This is a genomic window from Kitasatospora sp. NPDC088548 (assembly GCF_044753005.1).
In the GTDB taxonomy this organism is placed as follows: Bacteria; Actinomycetota; Actinomycetes; order Streptomycetales; family Streptomycetaceae; genus Kitasatospora.
The window spans coordinates 70,053-96,363 of the sequence record NZ_JBIVMI010000001.1 but is presented as its reverse complement, the minus strand read 5'-3'; the positions used below and the strand labels follow the sequence as shown (position 1 = coordinate 96,363).

Annotated in this window: 26 protein-coding genes and 1 tRNA gene; 13 read left to right on the top strand and 14 right to left on the bottom strand. The window is 71.2% G+C overall.

The genetic code is table 11. From position 1 onward, the window contains the following. Positions 1-21: 21 nt before the first annotated feature. Together ACIP82_RS00440 and ACIP82_RS00435 are read right to left on the bottom strand one after the other, a co-directional pair. A complete protein-coding gene (locus tag ACIP82_RS00440) occupies positions 22-1,449 on the bottom strand; it encodes an aldehyde dehydrogenase family protein (RefSeq protein ID WP_400649293.1) in 1,428 nt (475 codons plus the stop codon). 250 nt (positions 1,450-1,699) lie between these two features. Continuing rightward, on the bottom strand, positions 1,700-2,206 hold the full coding sequence (locus tag ACIP82_RS00435) for a DUF6624 domain-containing protein (protein ID WP_400649291.1): 507 nt from the start codon (positions 2,204-2,206) through the stop codon (positions 1,700-1,702). Positions 2,207-2,612: 406 nt separating this feature from the next. Between ACIP82_RS00435 and ACIP82_RS00430 the strand changes: the two genes are divergently transcribed. Then, complete coding sequence (locus ACIP82_RS00430) at positions 2,613-3,614, top strand: class I SAM-dependent methyltransferase (protein WP_400649288.1); 1,002 nt, start codon at positions 2,613-2,615, stop codon at positions 3,612-3,614. Between the two features lie 89 nt (positions 3,615-3,703). On the opposite strand, the gene ACIP82_RS00425 is transcribed toward ACIP82_RS00430, so the two are convergent. The 3 genes from ACIP82_RS00425 to ACIP82_RS00415 are packed head-to-tail and all read right to left on the bottom strand — an operon-like array spanning position 3,704 to position 4,631. Next, positions 3,704-3,901: a hypothetical protein gene (locus ACIP82_RS00425; RefSeq protein ID WP_400649286.1), complete on the bottom strand. Its 198-nt coding sequence runs from the start codon at positions 3,899-3,901 to the stop codon at positions 3,704-3,706. After that, positions 3,898-4,182: a hypothetical protein gene (locus tag ACIP82_RS00420; protein WP_400649283.1), complete on the bottom strand. Its 285-nt coding sequence runs from the start codon at positions 4,180-4,182 to the stop codon at positions 3,898-3,900. Before ACIP82_RS00420 ends, ACIP82_RS00425 begins: the two co-directional genes overlap by 4 nt. Beyond that, positions 4,179-4,631, bottom strand: a complete 453-nt coding sequence (locus ACIP82_RS00415) for an ATP-binding protein (protein WP_363611681.1) — start codon at positions 4,629-4,631, stop codon at positions 4,179-4,181. Before ACIP82_RS00415 ends, ACIP82_RS00420 begins: the two co-directional genes overlap by 4 nt. 311 nt (positions 4,632-4,942) lie before the next feature. On the opposite strand from ACIP82_RS00415, the gene ACIP82_RS00410 reads away from it, so the two are divergent. From ACIP82_RS00410 to ACIP82_RS00390, 5 genes are all read left to right on the top strand, one after another. Next, entirely contained in the window at positions 4,943-5,788 is an 846-nt protein-coding gene (locus ACIP82_RS00410) for a helix-turn-helix domain-containing protein (protein ID WP_400649280.1), read from the top strand. 29 nt (positions 5,789-5,817) lie between these two features. Further along, entirely contained in the window at positions 5,818-6,003 is a 186-nt protein-coding gene (locus tag ACIP82_RS00405; RefSeq protein ID WP_400649277.1) for a DUF397 domain-containing protein, read from the top strand. A gap of 167 nt (positions 6,004-6,170) precedes the next feature. Continuing rightward, positions 6,171-6,374 carry a DUF397 domain-containing protein gene (locus ACIP82_RS00400; RefSeq protein WP_400649275.1) on the top strand — a complete coding sequence of 68 codons (204 nt, stop codon included), beginning with the start codon at positions 6,171-6,173 and terminating at the stop codon, positions 6,372-6,374. Positions 6,375-6,496: 122 nt separating this feature from the next. Next, positions 6,497-7,852 carry a diaminopimelate decarboxylase gene (gene lysA / locus ACIP82_RS00395; RefSeq protein ID WP_400649272.1) on the top strand — a complete coding sequence of 452 codons (1,356 nt, stop codon included), beginning with the start codon at positions 6,497-6,499 and terminating at the stop codon, positions 7,850-7,852. A gap of 9 nt (positions 7,853-7,861) precedes the next feature. Then, positions 7,862-8,785, top strand: a complete 924-nt coding sequence (locus tag ACIP82_RS00390; RefSeq protein WP_363611696.1) for a LysR substrate-binding domain-containing protein — start codon at positions 7,862-7,864, stop codon at positions 8,783-8,785. Positions 8,786-8,857: 72 nt separating this feature from the next. On the opposite strand, the gene ACIP82_RS00385 is transcribed toward ACIP82_RS00390, so the two are convergent. Further along, positions 8,858-10,495: a M4 family metallopeptidase gene (locus ACIP82_RS00385; protein WP_400649271.1), complete on the bottom strand. Its 1,638-nt coding sequence runs from the start codon at positions 10,493-10,495 to the stop codon at positions 8,858-8,860. A 563-nt stretch (positions 10,496-11,058) separates the two neighbouring features. On the opposite strand from ACIP82_RS00385, the gene ACIP82_RS00380 reads away from it, so the two are divergent. Then, a complete protein-coding gene (locus ACIP82_RS00380) occupies positions 11,059-11,208 on the top strand; it encodes a hypothetical protein (RefSeq protein WP_400649269.1) in 150 nt (49 codons plus the stop codon). 202 nt (positions 11,209-11,410) lie between these two features. Further along, positions 11,411-12,667 carry an LGFP repeat-containing protein gene (locus ACIP82_RS00375; protein ID WP_400649267.1) on the top strand — a complete coding sequence of 419 codons (1,257 nt, stop codon included), beginning with the start codon at positions 11,411-11,413 and terminating at the stop codon, positions 12,665-12,667. Positions 12,668-13,353: 686 nt separating this feature from the next. Here ACIP82_RS00375 and ACIP82_RS00370 read toward each other — a convergent pair. The 7 genes from ACIP82_RS00370 to ACIP82_RS00340 form a co-directional block, all read right to left on the bottom strand. Further along, the gene (locus tag ACIP82_RS00370; protein WP_363611704.1) at positions 13,354-14,271 is read right to left on the bottom strand and encodes a serine hydrolase; all 918 of its coding nucleotides are present in this window, start codon (positions 14,269-14,271) and stop codon (positions 13,354-13,356) included. Next, positions 14,268-15,908 (bottom strand): amidohydrolase family protein, encoded by a 1,641-nt coding sequence (locus ACIP82_RS00365; RefSeq protein WP_400649264.1) that lies wholly within the window; start codon positions 15,906-15,908, stop codon positions 14,268-14,270. The genes ACIP82_RS00370 and ACIP82_RS00365 overlap by 4 nt, the downstream gene beginning before the upstream one ends. Continuing rightward, a complete protein-coding gene (locus ACIP82_RS00360) occupies positions 15,908-16,672 on the bottom strand; it encodes an amino acid ABC transporter ATP-binding protein (protein WP_363611780.1) in 765 nt (254 codons plus the stop codon). Before ACIP82_RS00360 ends, ACIP82_RS00365 begins: the two co-directional genes overlap by 1 nt. Before the next feature lie 23 nt (positions 16,673-16,695). After that, complete coding sequence (locus ACIP82_RS00355) at positions 16,696-17,721, bottom strand: amino acid ABC transporter permease (protein ID WP_400649261.1); 1,026 nt, start codon at positions 17,719-17,721, stop codon at positions 16,696-16,698. Between the two features lie 8 nt (positions 17,722-17,729). Further along, positions 17,730-18,617: an ABC transporter substrate-binding protein gene (locus tag ACIP82_RS00350; RefSeq protein WP_363611710.1), complete on the bottom strand. Its 888-nt coding sequence runs from the start codon at positions 18,615-18,617 to the stop codon at positions 17,730-17,732. 210 nt (positions 18,618-18,827) lie between these two features. Beyond that, the gene (locus tag ACIP82_RS00345) at positions 18,828-20,486 is read right to left on the bottom strand and encodes an APC family permease (RefSeq protein WP_363611712.1); all 1,659 of its coding nucleotides are present in this window, start codon (positions 20,484-20,486) and stop codon (positions 18,828-18,830) included. A 348-nt stretch (positions 20,487-20,834) separates the two neighbouring features. Beyond that, positions 20,835-20,919, bottom strand: a tRNA-Leu gene (locus ACIP82_RS00340). A gap of 360 nt (positions 20,920-21,279) precedes the next feature. Between ACIP82_RS00340 and ACIP82_RS00335 the strand changes: the two genes are divergently transcribed. Further along, positions 21,280-21,765 carry an ATP-binding protein gene (locus tag ACIP82_RS00335; protein ID WP_400649257.1) on the top strand — a complete coding sequence of 162 codons (486 nt, stop codon included), beginning with the start codon at positions 21,280-21,282 and terminating at the stop codon, positions 21,763-21,765. A gap of 7 nt (positions 21,766-21,772) precedes the next feature. Here ACIP82_RS00335 and idi read toward each other — a convergent pair whose 3' ends face one another. Continuing rightward, the gene (gene idi, locus ACIP82_RS00330) at positions 21,773-22,438 is read right to left on the bottom strand and encodes an isopentenyl-diphosphate Delta-isomerase (protein WP_400649256.1); all 666 of its coding nucleotides are present in this window, start codon (positions 22,436-22,438) and stop codon (positions 21,773-21,775) included. Between the two features lie 324 nt (positions 22,439-22,762). Here idi and ACIP82_RS00325 point away from each other — a divergent pair, with 324 nt between their 5' ends. From ACIP82_RS00325 to ACIP82_RS00310, 4 genes are all read left to right on the top strand, one after another. Continuing rightward, complete coding sequence (locus tag ACIP82_RS00325) at positions 22,763-23,518, top strand: phosphocholine cytidylyltransferase family protein (protein WP_363611716.1); 756 nt, start codon at positions 22,763-22,765, stop codon at positions 23,516-23,518. Then, positions 23,506-24,567, top strand: coding sequence for an iron-containing alcohol dehydrogenase family protein (locus tag ACIP82_RS00320; RefSeq protein ID WP_400649253.1), 1,062 nt, complete (start codon positions 23,506-23,508; stop codon positions 24,565-24,567). Before ACIP82_RS00325 ends, ACIP82_RS00320 begins: the two co-directional genes overlap by 13 nt. A 103-nt stretch (positions 24,568-24,670) precedes the next feature. Then, positions 24,671-25,408: a CDP-alcohol phosphatidyltransferase family protein gene (locus tag ACIP82_RS00315; RefSeq protein ID WP_400650278.1), complete on the top strand. Its 738-nt coding sequence runs from the start codon at positions 24,671-24,673 to the stop codon at positions 25,406-25,408. A 56-nt stretch (positions 25,409-25,464) separates the two neighbouring features. Continuing rightward, the gene (locus ACIP82_RS00310) at positions 25,465-26,310 is read left to right on the top strand and encodes a glycosyltransferase (protein ID WP_363611787.1); all 846 of its coding nucleotides are present in this window, start codon (positions 25,465-25,467) and stop codon (positions 26,308-26,310) included. Position 26,311: the final 1 nt, after the last annotated feature.

Genomic DNA, 26,311 nt, shown 5'->3' with positions numbered 1-26,311 from the left:
GGCCCGCACCCCACAAATCGGCTAGTACTGAAGCGACTTGTACTGCAGGAACTCCTCCAGCCCGTGTCGCCCCAGCTCCCGGCCGAGCCCCGAGTTCTTGTAACCGCCGAACGGCGCCAGCGGGTTGAAGCGCCCGCCGTTGAGGTCCACCTGCCCGGTGTCCAGGCGGCGGGCGAACGCGGCAGCGGTGTCGGTGTCCGCGGCCCAGACGCCGCCGGCCAGTCCGTACTCGGTGCCGTTGGCCAGTTCGGCGGCGTGCTCCTCGTCACGGTAGGCGAGCACGGCCAGTACCGGGCCGAACACCTCCTCCTGGGCGACCGTCATGTCGGCGGTCACATCGGCGAGTACCGTCGGCCGGACGTAGAAGCCGGTGGCCAGGCCCTCGGGGGCGTCGGCGCCGCCCGCGACGAGCCGGGCGCCCTCGGCGAGCGCGCCGGTGATGTAGCCGCGCACCCGCTCCCGCTGGCGGGCGTTGACCACCGGCCCGATCCGGGTCTGCGGGTCCGCCGGGTCGCCCGGGGTGTACTTGGCGGCGGCCCGCTCGGCGATCGCCACCGCCTCCTCGTACTGGTCCTGGTGGACCAGCAGCCTGGTCCACGCGCTGCACGTCTGGCCGGAGTTGGCGAAGACGTTGGCCACGTTGACGTTGACCGCCCGGGTGAGGTCGGCGCCGGGCAGCACCACATTGGCGGACTTGCCGCCCAACTCCAGTGCCACCCGCTTGATTCCGCGCCCCGCGGTCTCGGCGACCGCCCGGCCGACGGCGGTCGACCCGGTGAACGAGACCACGTCCACGCCCGGGTGCCCGGCGAGCGCCGCCCCCGCGACCGCGCCGGTGCCGGTCACCAGGTTGAACACCCCCGCCGGGAAGCCCGCCCCGTGGACGAGCCGCGCGAACAGCCGGGCCACCAGCGGGGTGTCCTCGGCCGGCTTGAGCACCACCGGACAGCCGGCGGCCAGCGCGGGGACGACCTTGGCCACGATCTGGTGCAGCGGGTAGTTCCACGGCGTGATCGCCGCGACCACGCCGGCCGGTTCGGCGAGCACCACGGAGTTGCCGATCCGCTCCTCGAACGGGTACTCCGCGAGCAGCGTGAGGTAGGAGCCGGTGACGGCCAGCGGCAGCCCGGCGTGCACGGCGGTGGCGAAGCCGACCGGCGCGCCCAGCTCGGCGACCACCGTCTCGGCGATCTCCTCCTGCGCGGCGGCCAGGCCGTCCCGCAGCCGGGTCAGCGGCGCCAGCCGCTCCTCACGGGTGGTGGCGGCCCAGGCCCGGGCCGCCCGTCGGGCCGCGGCGACGGCGGCGTCCACATCGGCCGCGCCGCCGGCCGGGACGGCGGCGAGCGGCTGCTCGGTCGCCGGGTTCAGCACCGGGATCGACCCGGCGTCGAGGGAGGGCCGCCAGGCGCCGTCGATGTACTGGTCGCCGTACTCCGCGTACTGCTGCACCGGTTGGGTCCTCTCGTCTTCTCGGCCGCTCGATGGGCGGCGCTGGTCAGGTGCCAGTCAAGGCGGACCGGGTGCGTCGGCGCAAGAGTCGATCATGTGACCGACCGGCGTGCGGGCGGTGTTCGCACGCCGGCCGGGCGCCGTTCGTACCGTGGCCGGGCAGGGTTCGCACCCGGACCGGCCGCGGTGGTGTCCTCCCTGGTCGGGCCAGGTGTCGGCGCGGCCGTCGGGGGCGCCCCCGGCCGGGTGCTCAGCGCGGTGCGAACCGCGCGGTGTACTCCTCGAACGGCTCGATCCCGACCTCCGCGCGCCGCTCGTCCAGCCGCTCCGGGTCCTCGCACGGCCAGGGCACCGGCCGGCCGTCCGCCACCGCGCCGATCTGGGTGCCGTACCGCTGCTCGCGGCCCTCGTTGACGGCCAGCCGGTCGGCCAGGAAGGCGAGGTCCCGCGCGCTCGCCGCGCCGGCCGCGACCGCCTCCGTCATCAGCGCCACGGCCCGCCGCTGCACGTCGAGCTGGCGGTCCGCGTGCTGTGCGACCAGCCAGGCGGCGCGGGCGGCGTCCGTGCCGACCAGCGGTTCGGACGGCCAGCCGTGCTCCGTCATGATCTCGTTCAGCCGGTCGCCGTGCCGGGCGGTCAGCCGCCGCCAGACCGCCTGCTCGGCGAGGTCCGGGCTGTTGGCGAGGTGGGCGGCGCCCTGGTCCTCGGCCGCCATCCGCAGCAACTCCTCGGCCAGTGCCCGCTCCGGTGCCTTCATCCGCTCCGCTCCCAGCTCTCCGGGCCCCTTCCGGCGGGGCCGCCCGCCACCACCGTAGGCGCGGCCGGCGCGACGAAGATCGTTCCCGTTGATGGTGACAGCCCGGGCACCGGGGCGGCAGGATGGAGGAACCGGTCCCGCCGGATGATGCGTTCACCACGCGGCCATGAAGTGGCGAGTTGCGAAACTCTTCTGTCCGAAACCTCCTCACGGCTGATCAGTCGGCGGTAGATTGCAGCGAACTCGGGCGCGCGGGAATACCGTTGGCAACCGGTCCGAGCGGTGTGCCCGTGTCGGGCCGGAGGCTGCCCCGGACGGCCGGCGGGGAGAGCCTCCCCGCCGACCCGTGGATCCGCGTCAGAGAGATCGTTCGCAAGGGTCGTCCGTACCGCGTAAGGAGCATCCCGTGACCGACGCCGCGTTGACCGCCGAGCAGCAACGGCCCGCAGAGCCGGCCTCGCTCAATGACGTGCCCGGCTGGTTCTGGGAGCACGACCGGCACCTCTTCGAGTGGTTCCTGAACCGGCAGGAGAAGGCCGGGGTCACCGGTGACCTGCTGGAGATGGGTGCCTACCTGGGGCGCAGCGCGATCGTGATCGGCTCGCACCTCCAGCCCGGGGAGGCCTTCACGGTCTGCGACCTGTTCGACTCGGACGCCCCGGACGACGAGAACGCGGCCGAGATGGACGCGTCCTACCGGAAGACGCTGACCCGCTCCGCGTTCGAGAACAACTACCTCGCCTTCCACGACCGGCTGCCGGAGATCATCCAGGCGCCCACCTCGACCCTGGCCGGCGGCCGCATCCCGGCCGGGGCGTTCCGCTTCATCCACATCGACGCCTCGCACCTGTACGAGCACGTGGTCGGCGACCTCCAGGTGGCCCGGACGGCGCTCCGGTCGGACGGCGTGGTGGTCCTGGACGACTACCGCTCGCAGCACACCCCGGGGGTCGCCGCCGCCACCTGGGAGGCGGTGTTCAACCACGGCCTCAAGCCGATCGTGCTGACCGAGGGCAAGTTCTACGGCACCTGGGGCGACCCTGAGCCGGCCCAGCGCGACCTGCTGGACCGGATCGGCCTCGCCAAGGGCTGCGAGCTCGCCAACGAGGCGCTGAACGGGCAGCGGGTGCTGCGGATCTTCGGCACCTCGGAGGGCATCGGGCCGGTCCCGGCCTCCCGCCACCACGACCGGCTGGCCGCCGAGGCCGCCCGCCGCGAGGCCGAGCGGACCGCCGACGAGGCCCGCCGCGAGCTGCGGCGCGAGCAGGAGCAGGCGGCCAGGGACCTCGCCGACCGCCGGGCCCGCGCCGCCGAGCGCCGCCGCCCGGCCAACGTGGCCAAGCGCGTCGCGGGTGACCTGCTCCCGCCGGTGGTCACCTCCGTGATCCGCCGCGCCCGCCAGGGCTGACGGCCGGGCTTCAGTACCTGCCGTTTCGCACACAGCCGCGTGGCCCACCCGGGCCGCGCGGCTGTTGCGCGTTCCTGCCCGCCGATCGGTCAGTGGGGTCCGTTGGCGATGCTGTCCCGCAGCCGCTGCCTGATCCGTTCCGAGGCCTCGGGCAGCCACTGAGCCAGTTCGGCTTCGAAGCGGCGGCGTTCGGCACGCAGGAGGCGGGCGAGCGGCGACCGTGAGCAGTGGAGGAACCACCGGTTGCCCGGTTCGTGGCGGAGCCAGGAGTGCACGCGGCGGATCACCGGTCAACTCCCGGGACGGTCCAGCGGATGCGCAGGTGGTGGGCGCTTTCGGGGAGGATCACCGGCAGGGACAACGGGCCGGTGTGGTCGAGGTGTTCGACGATGAACCGTTCGGCGCTGGGGCCGGTGAGGTAGCGCTCGAACCACTCCCACTGGGGTCTGCCGAGGGGGCGGAACTGGAGGGAGAACCAGAGCGAGGAGAGGGCTTTGGGGAGGAGGAAGTAGGTCGTCGGCGGCATGATGCCGGTGATCTCGGCGGTGACCAGGCGGTTGTCCCTCACGCGGCACTCTCCTCGGAGCCGGCCGCGGACTCCGGGGTGATCTCAGCCCAGATGATCTTTCCCACGTGTTCGCGCGGGCAGCAACCCCACTGCTGGGAGAGCGACTTGACGAGCAGGAGACCACGCCCCGACTCGTCCTCTCCGGAAGTCGTGCGGAGGATCGGCCCGCGTTCGGCCCGGGCGTCGTGCACCTCGATGCGGAGGCGGGAGCCGTCGACGGAGAGCGCCAGCCAGATGCGGTTGCCGGGCGGCGTGCCGTGGACCACGGCATTGGTGACGAGCTCCGAGACCAGCAACAGCCCGGCGTCGGCGAAGCGCTGGCCGTGGGGCAGGCCGGCGAGCAGCTTTTCGAGCGCTCGCCGGGCCTCCTCCGGCGAGCGCTTGCTGCGCGGCAGCCAGCAGCTGGTGGAGGCGGAGGGCGGGGGAGGGCAGTTGAGGGCTTCGGGCATGGCGGAGCCACCTTCAGGGAGTGGGGTAATAGGTGACGGCGACGGCCGGGCGGTGCTTCAGGGTGCCAAGTGCACTGGCATGGGGGTGCTGGCGAGCATGGCGCAGACTCCGGCATGATGTGACCGTCTGTCAGCCTTCCGTTACGGAAAGCATGGAGCATGGCTCGGGGTATTCGCAAGCCATGTCGAGCGAATATGAAAACTTTCACTCTATCGGGCAAGGTGCCACCTCTAGGCTCACGGTGGTGGTGGCGGAGCATCACCAAAGCCATGCACACTGGTCCATGGACAGCTCTGGAGGGTTTACGTAGATGGCAGTTGCAGTGCCGGCCGTGCGCTACCGGCGCATCGCGGCCGAGCTGAGAAGGCTCCGCGAGCTCAAGAACCTGTCAGCCGAAGAGGTGGCAGCCCAGGTCGACGGCGTCAACCTGGTGAAGCTCAGTAGGTATGAGAACGCTCGCGTCCAGCTGAAGCCGGACGTCGTCCGTTCGCTCCTCGACTTCTACCAGTGCGACGAGGAGTTGAAGGAAGTCCTCGTCGAGATCCTCCGGGACAAGCGTCGACCGGGGTGGGTGGCCGGCTATGAACAACTGAACCCGCTCTACACAGACCTGATTCGGCTGGAAGAGACCGCAGTCGGCAGTAAGTCCTACGAGTCGGCCTATATTCCGGGTCTGCTCCAGACCCGCCAATACGCCCACGCCATCATCTCCAGCGGCGTCCTCGCGAAGCCCAGTGTTGAAGAGCGGGTTGAAGTCCGAATCAACCGGCAATCCGTCCTCACCCGGTCGGAGAGCCCACTGAAGTTGTGGGCGGTGATCCACGAGTCCGCGCTGACCATGGGCGCGGCAGAGGGGGTGATGGTTGACCAGCTCGACAAGCTGCTTCAGTTCAGCAGGCTCCCGAATGTCAACATTCAGATCATGCCGGCGATGGCTCCGCCGCACCCTGGCATGGCTGGTCCCTTCGCCTTGCTCGAGTTCCGGCAGCGGGATCTCGACCTCGTCCTACTCAGCGGAATGCTGAGCAGTGACTGGGTGGAGGACCCGGACCATGTGGATATCTACAGAGCGGCCTTCGACGAGATCATGGCGACCGCCTTGGATCTCGACCAGTCGCTCAACCTCATCACAGAGAAGAGAGACAAGCTCAAGTGACCCACTTCCCCGTTGCCTCCGCCCTTCCCGTGAAGTGGAAGAAGGCGGCCGCCAGTAACCCGAACGACAACTGCGTCGAGTGCGGCACTTTGCAAGGCGCCGTCATGGTCCGCGACAGCAAGGACGCCAGCGGCCCCGCCCTCGCCTTCCCCGCCGAGACATGGCGGGCGTTCGTGGCCGGCGTCCGTGTCGGTGACTTCCCGGCCGACTGCTGACCCGCCCGGCTTCAACAGCCCCTGCGCCGAACTGGGCGCAGGGGCTGTTGTGTTGCTTCGGCGTGGGGTGCGACGCTGTATCGACGTTGGCAGTCGACGCGGCTCTCGTTCAACCGCGTGCTCTGAGAACTCCTCCGTGGAGAAGGAAAGAGACAGGGAGAGTGAGCATGATCGAGCTGGTAAGCCCGTTCAAGAAGTCTTCGTACTCCACCCAGGCAGGGGAGTGCGTGGAGGTAGCGGACTTGGCGGACGGTGGCCGGGCCGTCCGCGACAGCAAGGACGCCAGCGGCCCCGCTCTCGCCTTCCCCGCCGACGCCTGGCGGGCGTTCGTGGCCGGCGTCCGAGCCGGGGACTTCCCCGCCGAGCACTGACCCACCCCGCCCCTCCCCCCGAGCATCGAAATCGGTACGGCTCAGGGGTCGAAGAATCCGCTTTCCCGGTCCCTCCCCGCCCCCCGAGGATGGCAGGTGAACCAGCCTGCCCGGGAGGAATCGTGTCGCCACTGTCGCCAGCCCAATCAGCCCTCGGCCCGGGGCTGTTGCCGCTCACCGCCGAGGCCGGACCCGATGGGCTGGCCGTCGGCGGGCTCCTGCTCGACGATCTCGCCGAGCAGTACGGGACCCCGCTCTTCGTCTACGACGAGGAACACCTGCGCCGGCGCTGCCGCGAGGCCGTCGCCGCCTTCGGGCCCGGCAACGTCGCGTACGCGTCCAAGGCGTTCCTCTGCACGGCTATGGCCCGCCTCGCCCATGAGGAGGGCATGCTGCTGGACGTCGCCTCGGGCGGCGAACTGCGGGTCGCCCTGCACGCCGAGGTGCCGCCGGACCGGATCGTGCTGCACGGGAACAACAAGAGCGACGCCGAGCTGCGCACCGCGATGGCCGTCGGCCTGCGCCACATCGTCGTGGACAGCTTCGACGAGCTGGACCGGATCGAGCGGCTGCACGCCGAGGAGGGCCTGCCGCCCGCCCGGGTACAGCTGCGGGTGGCGCCCGGGGTGGCGGCCGGCGCCCATGCGGCGATCCAGACCGGCGGGCACGACTCCAAGTTCGGCTTCGGCCTCGCCGACGGCACCGCCGACGCCGCCGTGCTCCGGGCCACGAACTCCCCGGCCGTCGTCCTGGAGGGCGTCCACGCGCACGTCGGCTCCCAGGTGCTGAACGCCGCCGAGCTGGCCAACGGCGCCGCCGCCCTCGCCCGCTTCGCCGTCGCCCGTGGTGTGCGCCGGCTGACCGTCGGCGGCGGGCTGGGCGTGGCCTACCTGGGCGGGCAGAGCGCGCCCTCGTTCGCGGCCTGGGCCGAGCGGGTGCACGCGGCCGTGCGCGGCGCGGGCTGGACGGGAGAGGTGGGCGTGGAGCCGGGCCGTTCGATCGCCGCGCGGGCCGGGCTGACCCTGTACCGGGTCGGCACGATCAAGGACATCAAGGACGTCCGGACGTACGTCAGCGTGGACGGCGGCATGAGCGACAACATGCGCCCCGCACTGTACGGCGCCTGCTACGAGGCGTTCCTGCCGCGCTGCCCCGAGGCGCCCCGCCCGCTGCGGGCCCGGCTGGTCGGCAAGCACTGCGAGAGCGGCGACGTCATCATCGACAACGCGGCGCTCCCGGCCGACCTGAGCGTGGGGGACCTGCTGGCCACCCCCGTCACCGGCGCCTACGGCTACGCGATGGCGTCCAACTACAACAAGCTGCCCCGCCCGGCGGTGGTCTTCGTCCGCGACGGCGCGGCCCGCCTCGTCGTACGGCGCGAGACCGAGGAGGATCTGCTGCGCCTGGACGTCGAAAACGGACCGGATGATTCCGAAAACCTGGCCCTGGTGGCTGCGCGACGGTCGCATGCGTCCTAATCTGGCCCGATGCTGAACAGCGCCCGTCTGCTCGTCCTGCTGGAGATCGCCCGCCGGGGCACCATCGTGGCCGCCGCGCAGGCCCTGCACCTGAGCCCGTCCGCCATCTCGCACCAGCTCGCCCGCCTGGAGCAGGAGCTGGGGGTCGCGCTGGTGGAACGGGCGCCGCAGTCGCTGCGGCTGACCCCGGCGGGCGAGCGGCTCGCCGACCACGCGCAGGCGATCGCCGATCTGATGGCCGTCGCCCAGGACGACCTGCGGGCGCATTCGGAGGGCACCGCGGGCGTGCTCAGGCTGGGCTTCTTCGCGTCCGCGGGGCTGGATCTGCTCCCGCGGGCGCTGGCGGCGTTCGCGGTCCGGCACCCACAGGTCGAGCTGGAGCTGATCATGGGGCAGCCGCACGAGCTGATTCCCGATCTGGAGGCGGGCCGGCTGGATGCGGCCGTCGTCTTCGAACACCCGCTGGACCCGTGGTGCCGGCAGGCGGCGGTGGACGTCCAGATGTACTTCGACGAGCCGCAGCTGGTGGTGGTGCCGCTGCGGCACCGGCTCGGGCGGCGCTCGCTGGTGCGGCTGGCCGAGCTGGAGGGCGAGAGCTGGATCGGCACGCACGGCGGCAGCACCGGTGAGCCGGTGCTCGAACGGGCCTGCGCCGCCGAGGGGTTCCGCCCCCGGGTGCGCTGCCGCAGCGACCACTACCAGGTGACGATCAACCTCGCGCGGGCCGGGATGGGCGTCGCGCTGATCCCGGCGCTGGGCGTGGCCGACAGTTCCGGGGTGCACGTCTGCCGGCTCGACCACCCGCGGCTGCACCGGCGGATCGGGGTGGCCACCCGGGCCACCAACCGCAACCCGGTGCTGCGGGCCTTCCTCGTCGAACTGCGCGCGGCCGCCGGGGAGGTCAGGTCACTGCTGGAGCTGCAGTGGTCCTGACCGCCCCGGCGGCCTCAGGCCCTATACCCGTCCGACGCCCTGGCCGTCCGGCGCCCAACCCGTCCGACACGCCTAGTTGACGTTCACCGCGCTCCAGGTGGCCGCCACCGCGTTGTACTCGGCGCCGCCCTGGCCGTACAGGTCCGCCGCCGCGCTCAGGGTGGCCGCGCGGGCGCCCGCGTAGTCGGTGGTGGAGGTGAAGTAGACTGTCAGCGCGCGGTACCAGATCTGCGCGGCCTTGTCCCGCCCGATGCCGGCCGGCGTCGAGCCGTCGGCCGTCGGGCTGTTGTAGCCGAAGCCGTTGACGGTCTTCGCACCGCTGCCCTCGGACAGCAGGTAGAAGAAGTGGTTGGCCACGCCCGACGAGTAGTGCACATCCAGGTTGCCCACGTCCGCCGACCAGTAGTCGGCCGACTGGCCGTCCTTGGAGGGCTGGTCCATGTAGCGCAGCGGGGTGCCGTCGCCGTTGAGGTTGATCAGCTCGCCGATCCAGTAGTTCGGCGGGTTGGAGGGCAGGTCGGCGTACCACTCGACCATCGTGCCCATGATGTCGGAGGTGGCCTCGTTGAGGCCGCCGGACTCGCCCGCGTAGTTGAGGCCGGCGGTGGCGGCGGTGACGCCGTGGGTCATCTCGTGGCCGGCCACGTCGATCTCGGTCAGCGGGTGGCTGTCTCCCGAGCCGTCGCCGTAGGTCATGCAGAAGCAGTTGTCGTCCCAGAACGCGTTGGTGTAGTTGGTGTCGTAGTGCACGCGGCTCGCGGCGCCGACGCCGTCGTTGCGGATGCCGTTGCGGGTGAAGGCGCTCTTGTAGAAGTCCCAGGTGGTCGCCGCGCCGAACTGGGCGTCCACGGCGGCCGATTCGCGGTTGGAGACGGTTCCGTCGCCCCAACTGTTGGTCGGGTTGGCGAACAGGGAGCCGTTGCCGGCGGTCCCGTTGTTCATGTCGCTGGTGGACTGGCCGCCACGGGTGTCGTCCTGGAGCCGGTACTGGCCGCCGCTCTGGACGGTGTTCAGCTGGACGCTGCCGACGAAGACGCCGTTGCCGGGACCGGAGACGGTCTGCACCTGCTCGTGGCTGGAGAGCACCTGGCCGGTGGTCGCGTCGGTGACCAGCAGCTGTCGGCTCGGGGTGCGGTTCGCGCGCACGCCCTCCACGACGGTCCGGTACGCGAGCCGCGGTTTGCCGTCGCTCGCCCACACCACCAGCTCCGGCGTGCCGGTCCGGTGCACCTGGGTCAGCGGGGACTCGTCGGCGTCCCCGGTGATGCCGACGGTGGCCCGTATCGCGCCGGTGGCCTGCGCGGCGGCCTGGTCGACGGGGATCCGCGGGGTGAGGCTCGGCAGGCTGATCCGCGCGGAGACGGCCTTGTCGACCTTCTTCACCGAACCGTCGGCCTTCTGATGGACCACCAGATCGCCACCGAGCACCGGCAGGCCGGCGAAGGTGCGCTCGAAACGGAGGTGGCGGGTGCCGTCGGCGTCCACCACGGCGTCCTTCGCGACCAGCTTCTCCTGGCCGCCCAGCGCGAGGGCCTTGGCCAGCGGTCCGGCCTGGCCGTTCGCCAGCGCGATCATGGCGGCGTGCTGCCGGGCGGCCTGCGCCTGGAGGGCGGGGGCCGGGCCGGCCTGGGCAGTGGCGCTCACCTGGACGACACCGGTGAGCAGGGCGGTGGCGGAGAGCACGGCGACGGTCGCAAGCTTTCGCTTCACGTGCGAGTCCTTCCGGGAAACCGCGTCGGTACGCGGTCGCACCACGTCCCCGGGGCCGGGTCGGCACCTGTGGGGCGGAACGGGCGCTGACGTGCTGCGCCCCGTACGGTCGAGCGGCAGAGCACCGGGGGTGGGGGTGGTGGCTACCGAACGGGACTGGCGAGAAGCATGACAATCCGGCATTCGAAATGACAGGCCCGGCTCAGGCATTGGCCAGGTCTCGCCAGCCGGGGAAGGCCTCCGACGGGGTGACAAAACGGGTCAAACACACCCGCTTTGCCGTGGGTTTCCGTGCGAACCGCACCGCCCCGCCTGCGCCGGTATCTGATCCATCGTCAGACATTCGACGATCATGATCGAGCTGGCGCCGTTTTACACGACTGTAGAACTTCCGATACGGAGTCTTGACGTCCGCTTGGCGAGGTCCCGCCACCGGCCGCCCTTGTCCACCGTCAGGACGTCTGCTACACGCGCGGTTCCGGAGTCGGACCGCGGTCGTGGGCGGTCGGCGAGCTACGGTCGTCGCCGGATGCGGCGGTGGTGTTCGGGCAGGGGAGGTCGGCATGGCCGAGATCGAGGTCCCGGGGCCTGAGCCGGAGTGGGAGACGGCTCCGTCGCACCAGGGCGGGAAGCGCAATCCTGCGTTCCGGCAGAGCATGTGGGAGTTCGCCGCCATTGCGGTGATCTTGCGAGGACGTCACCCGTTTGAGTGAGTTCGCAGTCATGCGGCTGTGGTCGATGAAGCCTTGCGAGGACGATCGACCTTGGACCGCCCGATTCTGCTGAATTCCCAACAGGGTTAGGTCAATGATCGACGTCGGCAGGACAGGACGGAGGCCCCGATTGACGACCTCAAAGACCACGCACCGGCGTTCCTTCGGTAGGATCGCGCGCTTGTGTCGCATGGTCGTTGCAGTGGCGATTGCGATGCTCTCGATCGGCGCAGGCAGCGTCGCGCGGTCTGCCCCACTGTCTCCGGCGCCGTCGCAACCGGGTGTTGCGGCGTCGCCTGGCTGCGAGACATTCTTCCCGTCGCCCTACGAGGTGTGCGGCGCGATCCTGGACAAGTACAAGGCGCTGGGTGGCCCACAGAGTTTCCTACTGCTGCCGAAGTCCAACGAAAGGCCGGCGCCGGACGGCGCCGGGGCGTTCTCTGAGTTCGTGGGCGGCAACATCTACTGGTCGCCCTCAACAAGCGCGCACCCTGTCGCTCATGACTTCCTCACCAAGTGGGGACAGTACGGGTACGAGGCCGGGTTCATGCGATACCCCACCACCGACGAGATCGTGCTTGGCGACGGCGTCAGCCGCCGTCAGGAGTTCGAGGGTGCGTCTATCTACTTCAGCTTCGTCACCGGTGCGCACGAGGTGCACGGTCTGATTCGGCAGGCATGGGTTGATCTCGGGGCAGAGACCAGCTTCCTGGGCTTCCCCACTTCCGATGAACAGGACACCCCACCCCAGCACAGCCCCTGGGGCGGCCGCGAGAGTCTGTTCCAGACCGGAGTGGTCACCGCGAACCTCACCAACAACTCCACCCACGTCGGCAACTGGTCGATTTATCCCACGCCGGCTCCGGCAGGGCTGACGCGAACCATGCCGACGGCGGACCGCCTGCCCGCCCTGCGTGCACAGGACCTACCCGAAGCCACGGTTCCGACCGGTCGTGCGGTCAAAGCGGGCGACGGGTGCCCGGAGGGAACGACCGATTACAGCAAGATCAACAAAACCGAATGGAACTGCGAGAGCGTCTCGGAGGACCTGAGCTACTACGAGGTGATGCTTCGCAAGGGTGAGGCGCGCGGAGCGCGTATCGATGACGACAGTGCTGAACCGGCCAAGACGGCGGGATTCGGACGGCTGCACGCGGGCGAGGACCACAACATCGGGCCCCACACGATCCAGCTCATTGCGCGAGACTCGCAGTACTGCTCGCCGCTGGGCTACCAGAATCGATGCTCGTACACGATGGCGTTCCATTTCGACAAGGACTTCATCGACAACATCACCGTAGTCGTCCAGCAGCACGCAGACACCGAAGGCAGGTCACCCGACAGCCATGACCTCGGAGTCGTCACCGCGTACTGCGGGATCGGTAATCCCGCCGACCACCGCAGGGGCTACTGTCGCGATGACATCCCCCCGCCGTTCAACGGCGGCAAGAAGCACTGACACACCCGCAGCCGTCGCCGGGACAAACGGGCTTCAGCACCCTGTGGAAATCTGTGGTGGTGCCCGGAACCGGGGCGTGTACGGCGTTCAAGGCCCGGAACCCTGGAACGCGATCCCTCGAAATATCCCGAAGCGGAGACGAGCTTGCGGGATTCCCTGCCAGCAGGGGTTTGGACCTTTCTCGCCGTATTTGATGCAGAGCGCGAAAACCGTGGTCAACCAACGCTGGAGTTCGACACGGAGGTGCTGACATGGGGGTCCCGGGGGTGGTAGCCCGGGCCCCCATGCTATTGGCTCGCTGCCTTGCGGTCTGGGCAAGTCCCCGATTATCCATCAGATGGACCGCCTCGGAGCGCCGGGCACGGCGTCTGCAACAGCACAGCGGCCTATTACTTGAGCCCGGTGAACCCATGCGGTCACAGCACTGGACGAGCAACTCCGACGCCGGACCGCGGTCGTGGGCGGTCAGTGAACCGGTGACGAGCCGGCCGGTGGCGCGGTCGTGCCGGACCGCCCGGGTCGCCGCCGGGCGGTCTCCGGCCGACCGGGCGATGACGCCTCCGACGCTCCGGCCGCCGTGCCGTTCGAGGCCGAACCGGCCTTCGCGGGTGCCGTTGACGGACTCGATCAGCCGGCGGACGGACTTTCAGCAACCCCCGCCGGGACGTGGGGCGCCCCGACCCGGCTCACGCCCCGACGCGAGGCCGTACCGGCCGTAGCGCGCAGGCGGCCAGCGCCCGCCCCACCTCGCGGATGGCGTGCACCGCCGCCCGCTCGGTGCTGGGGCCGAGCGCCGTGTCCCAGTGCGCGATCACCGCGTAGGCGATCCGGCGCGCGCCCACGACGACACCCGCGTCCGCCCGTACCCCGGTGTCGGTGCCGGTCTTGTTGGCCACCAGCAGGCGGCCCGGCAGCGGCTCGGGGAAGCAGGGCGCGTACGGGTCGTGGTCGATCAGCGCGGGGACCAGACCGTGGTCGGTGTTGGACCGCATCCAGTCCAGCAGCCGGGCCGAGGCGGCCGGCGAGGCCATCTCGCCGCGCACGGCCAGCGCGACCAGCCGGGCGAGGTCCCCGGCGGTGCCGGTGGCGAACACCGGCGGCACGCCCGGCCCGCGTTCGTCGCGCACCCGGTCGTGCAGGGTGAGCCGGGCCAGCCCCAGCTCCCGGGCCAGCCGCCCGGTGGCGGGCAGGCCGACCAGCCGCAGCAGCGCGTTGGTCGCGGTGTTGTCGCTGACCGAGGCGGTGAGCCAGGCCAGGTCCTCGACCGTCCAGCCGGGGCGGCCGAGCCGCCGCAGCAGCCCGGTGCCGCCCGTCACATCGGTGTCGGTGATCTCCACCGGCCGGCCGGCGTGCAGTTCCCCGGTGTCCAGCCGCCGGGACACCTCGGCGAGCAGCAGCAGCTTGGACGCGCTGGCGACCGGCAGCACGACATCGGCGTCCACGCCGACCGTCCCGTCACCCCCGAAGCCGCCACCACCGTCGTCGAACCCGCCGCCGCAGCCGAACCCTTCGCCGACGGCGTCCACGTCCACGGCGGCGACGGCGAGGGTGAGCGGCAGGGCCGCCGCACTGCGGGCGGCGGCCGCCACCTGGGCGAGACTCATCGGACCCGCACCACCTCTCCGGCCCGCACCGAGGTGGGCCGGCCGTCGCGCACCGCGATCCGCCCGGCCACCACGACCGTGTCCACGCCCTCCGGTGCCAGCAGCGGCCGCTCGAAGGTGGCGGCGTCCCGGACCGCGTCCGGGTCCAGCACCACCAGGTCGGCCACCGCGTCGTCGCGGATCACCCCGCGGCCGGTCAGCCGGAACCGTTCGGCGGGCAGCCCGGTCATCTTGTGCACCGCGAGTTCCAGCGGCAGCAGCCCTTCGTCGCGGCCGTAGTGGCCGAGCACCCGGGCGAAGCTGCCCGCCCAACGGGGGTGCGGGCGGCCGGGTTTGGGCACCCCGTCCGAGCCGATCATGGACAGCGGGCTGGCCAGGACCCGGCGGACGTCGTCCTCGCGCATCGAGTGGCTGATGATGGTCACCTCTCCCTGCGAGTCCAGCAGCAGGTCGCAGACGTACTCCACCGGGTCGATCCCGCGGTCGGCCGCCAGGTCGGCGATCCGGTGGCCCTCGGCCGAGCGGCGCGCCGGGGCGGCGGCCACCGCGATGAGGTCCCAGCCGCCGTTGCCGACGGTGTTCTCCCAGCCCGCCACGCCCTGCGCGATGTCCGTCCGGATCCGCTCGCGCACCTCCGGCCGGCGCAGCCGCTCCAGCAGCGCGGCCACCCCGCCCTCGCTGGTCCACGGCGGCAGCATGGCGTGCAGCACGGTACTGCCCGCGGTGTACGGATAGACGTCGCAGAGCACGTCGATCCCGTCCGCGCGGGCCTGCTCCAGCCGGGGGAGGGTGCGCAGGGTCGCGCCCCAGGCGTGCCGGCCCGCGGTCTTGTGGTGCGACACCTGGAGCGGCGCGCCGGACCGCTCGGCGATCTCCAGCGCCTCCTCCAGGGCCTTCTCCACCTGCGACATCTCGTCCCGCAGATGGGTCACGTACGGCTTGCCGTGCCGCGCGGCGACCCTGGCCAGCGCGACGATCTCCTCGGTGTCGGCGTAGGTGCCCGGCGGGTAGATCAGCCCGGTGGAGAGCCCGGCCGCGCCCTGGGCCAGGGCCCGGTCGAGCAGTTCGCACATGGCGGCCAGCTCCTCGGGCCGGGGCGGGCGGGCGTCGAAGCCCATCACCCCGGCGCGCAGCGTGCCGTGACCGACCAGCGAGGCGATGTGGTTGCGCCGCAGCTCGGGCCGCTGGCCGGCGGCGAAGGCGTCGAAGTCCTCGGCCGGCCGGACCGGCCCGATGCCGAAGGTCACCCGCAGGTGTTCGGCCAGCTCGGGCAGCCGCTGCGGCAGCGCGGGGAAGAGACTGCTGCCGCAGTTGCCACTGATCTCGGTGGTGACGCCCTGGAGCAGCGGGGCCAGCCGCAGCTCCTCGACGGCGTCGTCGTCCGCGGCCGTGTGCGCGCCGACCGGTGCGGCCAGCGCGTCCGAGTGGGTGTGCACATCGATGAAGCCGGGGGTGACGACCCGTCCGGTGGCGTCCACCGTCCGGGCCGCGGCCACGGCGGTGCCCGGCGGCAGGACGGTGACCCGCCCGCCGGAGACCGCGAGGTCGGCCGGACGGGCGGCGGCGCCGGTGCCGTCCACCAGGGTGCCGCCGCGGACCAGCAGTTCCACGTCGGAGATGCCCACGATCGCCCCCATCACAGCACCGTCGAGAGAAAGGCCCGGGTGCGCTCGTGGCGCGGGGCGGTGAACACCTCGTCGGGCCGGCCGGCCTCGACGACCGCGCCCTGGTCCATGAAGAGCACCCGGTCGGCGACCTCGCGGGCGAACCCCATCTCATGGGTGACGACGATCATCGTCATCCCGCTGCGGGCCAGGTCGCGCATCACCCCGAGCACCTCGCCGACGAGTTCGGGGTCGAGGGCGGAGGTGGGCTCGTCGAAGAGCATCACCGTGGGCTCCATGGCCAGCGCGCGGGCGATCGCCACCCGCTGCTGCTGGCCGCCGGAGAGCTGGCCCGGGTAGTGGTCGGCGCGGTCGGCCAGCCCGACCCGGCGCAACAGCTCGCGGGCCTGCTGCTGGGCCTCGGCCCGGTTGCGGCCCTTGACGGCGACCGGGCCCTCCATCACGTTCTGCACGGCGGTACGGTGCGGGAACAGGTGGAACCGCTGGAACACCATGCCGATCCGCTCGCGCTGGCGGCGGATGTCCCGGGGCCGCCGCTCACGCAGCCTGGCTCCGGCCGGGCTGCCGTGCGGCTCGTAGCCGACCAGCTCGCCGTTGACCGCGATCCGCCCGGCGTCGATCTTCTCCAGGTGGTTGAAGCAGCGCAGCAGGGTGGACTTGCCGGACCCGGAGGGCCCGATCACACAGAGCACCTCCCCGGCGCGGACCTCCAGGTCGATGCCGCACAGCACCTCGGTTTCGCCGAAACGTTTCCGCACGCCGCGTGCCGAGAGAATCAGGTCATCGTCCGTCGCGACCGTCACTGGTCCGCCCCCTTCGTCTTCTCCGCCGTGTTCGCCGCGGCGGGCTTCTTCGCCCTGAGGGCCTTCCCCGGCGCCCCCTGAGCCCTGGTCCGCCCCGGTACGAGGTTCCCCAGCACCCGCCGCCGCAGCGGCCGGGCGGACACCCCGGGGCTGAACCGCCGCTCCACCGCGTGCTGGGCGACGCTGGCGATGGTGGTCAGTACCAGGTACCAGATCGACGCCACCACCAGCAGCGCGATCACCTCGAAGTTGGCGAGGTAGAGGTGCTGGGAGACGGTCATCAGATCGGCGCCGGCGATGACCGAGACCAGCGAGGTGGTCTTCAGCATCGAGATGAACTGGTTGCCGAACGGCGGGATGATCACCCGCATCGCCTGCGGCAGCACCACCCGGAAGAGGATCTTCGGGTTGGACATGCCCAGCGCGGCGGCGGCCTCGCGCTGCCCCGGGTCCACGCTCTGGATGCCGGCCCGGACGATCTCCGACATATAGGCGCCCTCGTTGATCGACAGGCCCAGCAGCGCCGCCACGAACCCGGTGATCAGGGTGTTGGACTGCCAGCTGACCAGCTTGGGTCCGTCGAACGGGATGCCGATGCTGATCTCCGGGAAGAGCAGCGCCAGGTTGAACCAGAAGATCAGCTGCACCAGCAGCGGCGTCCCCCGGAAGAACCAGGTGTACGCGCCGGCCGTCATCCGCAGCACCGGGCTGTCGGACAGCTGCATCACCGCCGCCACCACACCGATCACGATGCCGACCAGCTGCGAGATCAGGGTGAGCTGGACGGTCACCCAGAGCCCCTCCAGGATCACGCTGTCGAACTGGTACTCGGCGATGATGTCCCAGTGCAGGTTGGGGTTGACGATGACCGTGTAGGCCAGCCAGACCGCGATGAACGCGGCGGCCAGCACCGCCAGCCAGCGCCCCGGCCGGGGGCGTCCGGTCACCTGGAGGGTCAGGTCGTCCTCAGCCGGCGCGGCGCCGGAGCCAGGGAGCGCGGCTTCTCTCATATCGGTGCTCATCGCCGTTCTCACTGCCCGGCGGTGTTGACGGTGGCGCGGGTCACGGCGCTGCCGCCGACCTCGTACTGGTCCAGGATCTTCCGGTAGTCACCGGACTCGATCAGCTCCTGGAGCGCGCCCTGCACGGCGTCCCGCAGCCCGCTCTCCTTCTTCGCCACCGCGATGCCCCACGGCGCCGTCCCGTACTGCTCCGGCAGCACCTGGTAGGAGCCGTTCTTCTGGACGAACATCTGCGCCACCGGGTAGTCCACGATGGTGGCCACCGCCCGTCCGCTGTCCAGCTGGAGCAGCCCGGTCGGGGCGTCCTCGCTCTGCGAGATGTTCATCTTGGTGGCGCACTTGGCGTTCTGCTGCTCGCCGATGTCCAGGTTGGAGCTGCCCTTGGCGAGGACCACGGCCTTGCCGCACAGGTCCTCCAGGGACTTGATCCCCTCCGGGTTGTCCTTCTTGGTCATCACGACGCCGCCGGTGCGGAAGTAGTCCACGAAGTCGACGGCCTGGCGGCGCTGCTCGCTGTCGGTCATCGAGGACATCACCAGGTCGAACCGGCCGGCCTGGAGGCCGGGGATCAGCCCGTCGAAGGACGCGTTGGTCATCTCCAGCTTGAGCCCCAGCCGCCCGGCGATCGCCGCGGCCAGGTCCGGGTCCACCCCGGTCAGCTCGGTGGTCCCGGGCTTGTACATCTCCATCGGCGGGTATCCGACGGCGGTGGCCACTCTCAGCACACCGGCCTGCTTGAATTTCGCGGGCAGCGCCTCGGCGCCGCTCTTTCCGGCGGCACCCTGGGCCCCGGCCGGAGCCGGAGCGGTGCCCTGGTCGGAGCGCCCGCAGGCGGTGGCCGCCAGGGCCACCAGAGCCAGCGCGGCCAGACAACGCAGAGGACGGGGGCGGTTCATGGCATCTCCCTCGGGCGGTGACGGTGCGCCGATGCTGGCAGCCCGGTCCCGGTGAACGGAAGATGATGAAGCTATTGCTCTCTGACCAACGAATTTCGTATTGCTCCCCCCCCGGGGTTCAGGCCTCCACCCCGCCTCCGGGAAAACGCGACGTGCCGGCCGAGAGGCTCGGCCGGCACGTCGCCGGGTACCGCGGTTCGGAGCGGCGGCTCAGGCGCGGGCGCCCTCCGTGGCGTCGGCGGCGTGCGGCGTGTCGCCCGTCCCGCCCTCGGCGGTGAGCTCATGCTTGACGGCGTCCAGCGAGGGGTTCTGCCAGGCGCTCCGCAGGCCCCAGCGGTAGAAGGCCAGCGCGAGCACGGCGACGATCAGCAGGTCCCAGCCCTCGGGCAGGTAGCCGTGTCCGCCGAAGTCCGCGCTGCCGGCCCAGGAGACCCCGGCCATCACGAACAGGTAGGCGATCATCCAGACGCCGGCCTTGAGGTGCGGCTTGAGCTCGGCCCACGGCTTGCGCAGCTCGTACCAGGCCCAGATCGGCAGCCCGGCGGCCATCAGCAGGATCACCTTGCCGGTCAGCGGCCAGCGCGCCCAGTACAGCACCAGCGAGCCGAAGACCATGGCGGTCGGGGCGATCACCGGCATCGCGCGGAGCCTGACCGGGCGGGGCAGCTCGGGGGCGAGCCGGCGCAGCGCCATCACGGCGACCGGGCCGGTGATGTACGAGATCACGGTCGCCACCGAGACGATCTCGGCCAGGGAGCCCCAGCCGCGGAAGACCGCGAGGAAGAGGAAGGCGATGAGGAGGTTGAGCAGCAGCGCCGGGCGCGGGATGCCGGTCTTGGGGTCCACCCGGCCGAAGACGGCCGGCAGGTGGCCGTTCTCCTGCACCCCGTGGATCATGCGCGAGGTGGTGGCGGCGTAGATCATGCCGGTGCCGCTGGGCGAGACGAAGGCGTCCGCGTACAGCAGCAGGGCGAGCCAGTTCAGGCCCCAGGCGATCGAGAGGTCGGCGAGCGGCGAGGTGTAGGCGAGGCCGCCCCAGCCCTGGGAGAGGTCCGCCGTGGGGACGGCGCCCAGGAACGCGATCTGAAGCACGACGTAGATCACCAGGGCGATCAGGATGGAGCCGATCACCGCCATGGGCAGCGACTTGCCGGGGTTACGGGCCTCGCCGGCCAGGTTGAGCGGGGACTGGAAGCCGTTGAACGCCCAGACGATGCCGGAGACGGCGACGGCCGTGAACACCGCGCTCCAGCCGTTCGGGGCGAAGCCGCCGTGGTCCTGGAAGTGCGAGGTGTCGAAGTGCGCCAGCAGCAGGGCGCTCGCGGTCAGCGTGGGGACGACCACCTTGAACACGGTGATCGCGGTGTTGGTCTTGGCGAAGAGCGTGATCGCGAACCAGTTGAGCGCGAAGTACCCGACCAGCAGCACGCCGGCCACGGCCACCCCGCTGACGGTGAGCTCCTGTCCGTTGAAGAGCCCCTGGGCCCAGCCGAAGTGCCAGGAGCTCATGTACTGCACGGAGGCGGTGGCCTCGCCGGGGATCACCGAGACGATGGCGATCCAGTTGGCCCAGGCGGCCAGGTAGCCGGCCAGTGAGCCGTGCGAGTACTGGCCGTACCGCACCATGCCGCCGGCCTTGGGGAACATCGACCCCAGCTCGCTGTAGGTGAGCGCGATGGTCAGCGCCACCGCTGCCCCGATCACCCACGCGACGATCGAGGCCGGTCCGGCCAGGCGCGCGGCGCGCTCGGCGCCGAACAGCCAGCCCGAGCCGATGATCGACCCGAGGCCGACGGCCGTGAGGCTGATGGTGCCGAGCGAGCGGCGGTAATGCGTATGGGATGCCGTCCTCGGCGCGGGCGCGCTCAACGTATCGGTCCTCTGTCTCATCAGGTCCGGACAAACGGACACAGCTTATGGTGGGAAATCGGGCGAAATCCTCAGATAAAGCTCAAATGGCGCAATTGTTGCCATCTTGTGTCCGCCACCCGGGTGCTTTCGTGGTACGGGCGGGCTGCCGCCGAACGGGCGTGCCACGCACTGCCCTTGGCCGTCGGCGACGGCGTCGGCAGCGGCGTCGACGACCGGGCCGGCCGTGAAAACCGGGCCGACTGCCGCGACGACGGCTGTGACAACGGCCACGGCCACTGCCACGAGGCCGGGAAAACGAAAATTCCCCGCAGGTGCTCTTACGAGCTCCCACGGGGAATCACTCTGTGTCCGAGGGGGGACTTGAACCCCCACGCCCGATAAAGGGCACTAGCACCTCAAGCTAGCGCGTCTGCCATTCCGCCACCCGGACAGGGTGTGTGCTTCGGGGTCTTCCTGCTCGCCCCCTCGGCGACAGAGAGAACATTACCAGGGTTCTGGAGCGCTTCTCACCTGCGTTTCCTCGGTGCGGGCCGATGGGGACGGCAGGGCCGGCTGGGCTGGGAGGGATGGGTCGAGGGCCTGATCGAAAGCGGGGCGAAGCGGTGGTTCGGGTGAACCAAGCGGTCGGGTTGGGGGCGGACGGCGGTCGGTACCGGACGGGAACGGTCCGACCCGGGCAAGTTGTCGACGGAGCCGCGTCCCCGTGGACGGCTCTCCTAGCCTCTGTGAACCGAGGGCGCCATGAGCGGAACGCCTGATTCCCGGCGTCGCGGACGAAGGGCGGCTGGACGTGGAGCAGATCAACGGGGCGGCGAAGGCCGAGCCGAGACGCGGGGAGAACGGGCCCGTCGAGGGGGTGTGGCGGTTCCCGGTGCCGGCGGTGGAGGCGTCGGTGCCCCGGACCAGACACGCGGTGCGCGACCGGCTGCTGGCCCAGGGCATGGCGGGGGTGCGCTACCAGGAGCTGGTGGACGACCTGCTGCTGATCGTCTCGGAGCTGGTCGGCAACGCGGTCACGCACGCCGCGCGGCTCTCGCCGGAGGTCACCACCGAACTGTCGGTCCGGGAGGGCTGGGTGCGGGTCTCGGTCGAGGACGGTGACCCCTACCGGCCGAAGGCCCTGGAGAGCGACACCGGGCGGACCGGCGGGCGCGGGCTGCTGCTGGTGAAGAGCGTGACCCTACAGGCCGGCGGGGTCTGCGACGTGGAACGGACGGGGGAGGGCGGCAAGGTGGTCTGGGCCTCGCTGCCCATCCCCCGGGAGGAGACCGCGTAGCGGCCGGCTACCAGTCGCGGCCGGCGATTTCCCGGATGCCGGGCAGGGCCGCCTCGAAGACGGTCTCGAACCAGACCGAGAACGGGCGCTCGGCCCGCAGCTCGCGCAGCTCCTGCGCGGTCACGAAGGCGAAGTCGTCGACCTCGTCCGGGTCGGGCTCGACCGGGGCGGTGATCAGCCCGACGAACAGGTGGTTCCACTCCCGCTCGATCAGGCCGGAGGTCTCGTCCGGCAGGTCGTAGCGGACGGTGCCGGCCTCGCAGAGCAGCGCGGGTGCGGCGCCCAGCTCCTCCGCGGTGCGGCGGGCGGCGGCGACGAACGGCGGCTCGCCGGGGTACGGGTGGCCGCAGCAGGTGTTCGACCAGACGCCGGGGGAGTGGTACTTGCAGAGGGCCCGGCGCTGGAGCAGCATCCGGCCCTGGCGGTCGAAGAGGAACACCGAGAAGGCCCGGTGCAGCCGGCCGGGCTGCTGGTGGGCCCAGAGCTTCTCGGCGGTGCCGGTCGTGACGCCCTCGTCGTCGACCAGCTCCAGCAGGATCTCGGTGCCCGATCCCGCCACGGCCGAGGCCCGGGGGCCGGCCGTCACCACGGTCTCCACGTCGGTCTCCACGTCGAGACCGGTGTCGATCTCGGAGGTGAAGTGCGTCGGGTCGGTCGGCGGACTCTGGGGCATGAGGCCTCTTTCGGGAGCAACGGGAGCACCGGTGCCGGCGTCATGCTCCAGTCTGCCGTATGGGTGGCGGTCCGGACGGGTCCCACGCACAACGAGGTCGATCATGACCGTTCCCGACCGCTTCCGAGCACGCGGACAGGGCAGCTCCCCGTCCGCGCAGCCCCCCGGCCGCGTTCGGGCCGGTCGCCCCGGTCGCCTACCATCACATACGACACGGTGCCCGCATCTGCGGCGGCACCGGCGCGCCCGCCCACCCGGCCGGCCCAGCAGGCCGCCCGGCAGCAGGCGCAGCAGCGCACTGCACGACGGATCAGGAGACCCCGCATGATCGGCCTCGTTCTGGCAGCCGGCGCCGGCCGCCGGCTGCGCCCGTACACCGACACGCTGCCCAAGGCGCTGGTGCCGGTCGCCGGGGAGCGGACCGTCCTGGACCTCACTCTCCGCAACTTCGCCGAGGTCGGCCTCCGGGAGGCGGCGATCGTCGTCGGCTACCGCAAGGAGGCGGTCTACGACCGCAAGACGGCGCTGGAGGAGAAGTACGGCGTCCGGCTCACCCTGGTCGAGAACGACAAGGCCGAGGAGTGGAACAACGCCTACTCCCTCTGGTGCGCCCGCGACCTCTTCGCCGAGGGCCTGCTGCTGGCCAACGGTGACACCGTCCACCCGGCCTCCGTCCAGCGGACCATGCTGGAGGGCAACCAGCGCCTCACCGAGGCGGGCGCCGCGCCGGGCATCCTGCTCGCCCTCGACACGGTGAAGAAGCTCGCCGACGAGGAGATGAAGGTCGTCGTCGACCCGGCCGCCGGCATGCGCCGCATCACCAAGCTGATGGACCCGGTCGAGGCCAGCGGCGAGTACATCGGCCTCACCGTGATCAACCCGTCCGCCGCCGCCGACCTCACCGACGCGCTGCGCGCCACCTACGAGCGCGACCCGCAGCTGTACTACGAGGACGGCTACCAGGAGATGGTGAACCGCGGTCTGCGGATCGACGTGCAGCCGATCGGTGAGGTGTCCTGGGTCGAGGTCGACAACCACGACGACCTGGCGAAGGCGCGGGAGATCGCGTGCCAGTACTGACGAGGCTGGTCCCGTCGCCGGTCTTCGTCGAGATCCGTCCGGGCGCGCTGGACACACTCGGCGGCATCCTCGCCGACCAGCGGCTCTCCGCCTCGGGCCGGATCGCGGTGGCGATCAGCAACGGCTCGGGGGCGGTGCTGCGGACGCGGCTGGAGCCGGCCCTGCCGGGCGCCGACTGGTACAACGTCGACGACGGCAGCCTGGACAGCGCGGTGCGGCTGGCGGACGAGATCCGCGGCGGGCACTACGACGCGATCGTCGGACTCGGCGGTGGCAAGATCATCGACGCCGCCAAGTACGCCGCCGCCCGGGTCGGCCTGCCGCTGGTCGCGGTCGCCACCAACCTCGCCCACGACGGCATCTGCTCGCCCGTCTCCACGCTCGACAACGACGCCGGCCGGGGTTCGTACGGGGTGCCCAGCCCGATCGGGATCGTGGTCGACCTCGACGTGATCCGGCAGGCCCCGCCGCGCTTCGTGGCGGCCGGGATCGGCGACGTCATCTCCAACATCTCGGCCTGCGCGGACTGGGAGCTGTCCCAGGCCGTGACCGGCGAACCGGTGGACGGACTGGCCGTCGCGATGGCCCGCTCGGCCGGTGAGAACCTGCTGCGCCATCCCGGAAACCTCCAGGACCAGGACCTCCTTACAGCCCTCGCGGAAGCCCTGGTACTGTCCGGCATCGCGATGAACATCGCGGGCAGCACCCGGCCCTCGTCGGGCGCCTGCCACGAGATCTCGCATGCCCTGGACGTGCTGTATCCCAAGCGGTCCGCCCAGCACGGCGAACAGGTCGGCCTCGGGGCCGCCTTCGCCAGCTTCCTGCGGGGCGAGCACGAGCTGACCGGTCTGATCGTGGAGCGCCTGGCGTACCACGGACTGCCGGTGACCGCCGCTCAGATCGGCTTCACCGAGGCGGAGTTCACCGAGGCGGTGCACTACGCTCCGAACACCCGTCCGGGCCGCTTCACCATTCTTGAGCACCTCGACCTCTCCCCATCCGCAATCAGGGACGCGTACGCCGACTATGTCCAAGCCGTCAACAGCTGACCGCCCGACCGGACCCTCCGCCGGCGGCCCCGACCGGCCCCCGGTGGACCTGACCCGCCGCCCCTCGATCGAGGAACTGCGCGCGGTGATCCACCCGGAGGGCATGCTCCAGCGCCGCAGCGCCGAGCACTGGGCCGGCCGCCTGTACATGCGGAAGATCTCACTGCGGATCACCCGTGTGCTCTCCACCAAGACGGCGATCACGCCCAACGGCCTGACCTACCTGATGATGTTCACCGGCGTCCTGGCCGGTGCCGCGCTGATCGTCCCGGGTATCACCGGCGCGATCCTCGGCGCCCTGCTCATCCAGGTCTACCTGCTGCTGGACTGCGTGGACGGCGAGGTGGCCCGCTGGCGCCGGCAGACCTCGCTCACCGGCGTCTACCTGGACCGGGTCGGCCACTACATGTCCGAGGCCGCCCTGCTCACCGGTCTCGGCCTGCGTGGCTGCGACCTCTTCCACCGGGCGGGCGGCGCGGCGCACTGGGAGTGGGCCTTCCTCGGCACGCTCGCCGCGCTCGGCGCCATCCTGATCAAGTCCGAGACCGACCTGGTGGACGTGGCCCGCGCCCGCAGCGGTCTGACGGCGGTCGAGGACAGCGCCTCGGTGCCGCGCTCGTCCGGGGTGGCCAAGGCCCGCCGGGCGGCCTCCTTCCTCAAGTTCCACCGGCTGGTGGGCGCCGTCGAGGCCTCGCTGTTCATCCTCGCGGCGGGTGTCGCCGACGCCGTCCACGGCGGGCTGTTCTTCACCAGGCTCGCGGTGGTCGTGCTGGCCGCCATCGCCATGCTGCAGACCGTGCTGCACCTGCTGAGCATCGTCCTCTCCAGCAGGCTGCGGTGACCGCGGTGAGCGGCCCGGCCGCGGACACCTTCCGGCTCGGCGCGGTGATCATCACCATGGGCAACCGCCCCGCCGAACTGAACGCCCTGATCGAGTCGGTCCGCGCCCAGGAGGGCCCGGAGGTCGAGCTGGCCGTGGTCGTCAACGGCGCCCCGATGCCGCCGCTCCCGGCGGGCGTGCGCGCCGTCGAACTGCCGGAGAACCTCGGCATCCCGGGCGGCCGCAACGTCGGCATCGAGCTGTTCGGCCGCGACGGCCGGGACGTGGACGCGGTCCTCTTCCTGGACGACGACGGCCGGCTGCCGGGCACCGATTCGGCCCGGTTGCTGCGCGAGGCCTTCACCGCCGATCCGGAGCTGGGCATCGTCAGCTTCCGGATCGCCGACCCCGACACCGGTGTCACCCAGCGCCGGCACGTGCCCCGGCTGCGCGTCGGCGACCCGCTGCGCTCGTCCCGGGTGACCACCTTCCTGGGCGGCGCCGCCGCCGTGCGCTGCACGGTGTTCGAGCAGGCCGGCCAGCTGCCCGCCGAGTTCTTCTACGCGCACGAGGAGACCGACCTCGCGTGGCGCGCGCTGGACGCCGGCTGGGCCGTCGACTACCGGGCCGACGTGGTGCTGCACCACCCGACCACGTCGCCCGCCCGGCACGCCTCGTACTTCCACAATGTGGCCCGCAACCGGGTTTGGCTCGCGAGGCGGAACCTTCCGGCCCTGTTGGTGCCTCTCTACCTGGGAACCTGGTTTCTGCTCACCCTGGCCCGACGCCCCTCCCCGGAGGCGCTGAAGGCCTGGTGGGGCGGGTTCCGGGCGGGCTGGCGCGAACCGTGCGGTGCGCGGCGGCCCATGCGATGGCGTACCGTTTGGCGACTGACCAGGCTGGGCCGGCCACCGGTCATCTGAT

Excerpts from the sequence above, each read along its gene's own strand:
- ACIP82_RS00310 (WP_363611787.1), top strand. The coding sequence starts at position 25,465 with ATGGGCAACCGCCCCGCCGAACTGAACGCCCTGATCGAGTCGGTCCGC.
- idi (WP_400649256.1), bottom strand. The coding sequence starts at position 22,438 with ATGCCCCAGAGTCCGCCGACCGACCCGACGCACTTCACCTCCGAGATC.
- ACIP82_RS00355 (WP_400649261.1), bottom strand. The coding sequence starts at position 17,721 with ATGAGCACCGATATGAGAGAAGCCGCGCTCCCTGGCTCCGGCGCCGCG.
- ACIP82_RS00435 (WP_400649291.1), bottom strand. The coding sequence starts at position 2,206 with ATGAAGGCACCGGAGCGGGCACTGGCCGAGGAGTTGCTGCGGATGGCG.
- ACIP82_RS00370 (WP_363611704.1), bottom strand. The coding sequence starts at position 14,271 with ATGAGTCTCGCCCAGGTGGCGGCCGCCGCCCGCAGTGCGGCGGCCCTG.
- ACIP82_RS00315 (WP_400650278.1), top strand. The coding sequence starts at position 24,671 with ATGCTCCAGCGCCGCAGCGCCGAGCACTGGGCCGGCCGCCTGTACATG.
- ACIP82_RS00325 (WP_363611716.1), top strand. The coding sequence starts at position 22,763 with ATGATCGGCCTCGTTCTGGCAGCCGGCGCCGGCCGCCGGCTGCGCCCG.
- ACIP82_RS00415 (WP_363611681.1), bottom strand. The coding sequence starts at position 4,631 with ATGCCCGAAGCCCTCAACTGCCCTCCCCCGCCCTCCGCCTCCACCAGC.
- ACIP82_RS00410 (WP_400649280.1), top strand. The coding sequence starts at position 4,943 with ATGGCAGTTGCAGTGCCGGCCGTGCGCTACCGGCGCATCGCGGCCGAG.
- ACIP82_RS00400 (WP_400649275.1), top strand. The coding sequence starts at position 6,171 with ATGATCGAGCTGGTAAGCCCGTTCAAGAAGTCTTCGTACTCCACCCAG.
- ACIP82_RS00390 (WP_363611696.1), top strand. The coding sequence starts at position 7,862 with ATGCTGAACAGCGCCCGTCTGCTCGTCCTGCTGGAGATCGCCCGCCGG.
- ACIP82_RS00350 (WP_363611710.1), bottom strand. The coding sequence starts at position 18,617 with ATGAACCGCCCCCGTCCTCTGCGTTGTCTGGCCGCGCTGGCTCTGGTG.
- ACIP82_RS00365 (WP_400649264.1), bottom strand. The coding sequence starts at position 15,908 with ATGGGGGCGATCGTGGGCATCTCCGACGTGGAACTGCTGGTCCGCGGC.
- ACIP82_RS00380 (WP_400649269.1), top strand. The coding sequence starts at position 11,059 with ATGGCCGAGATCGAGGTCCCGGGGCCTGAGCCGGAGTGGGAGACGGCT.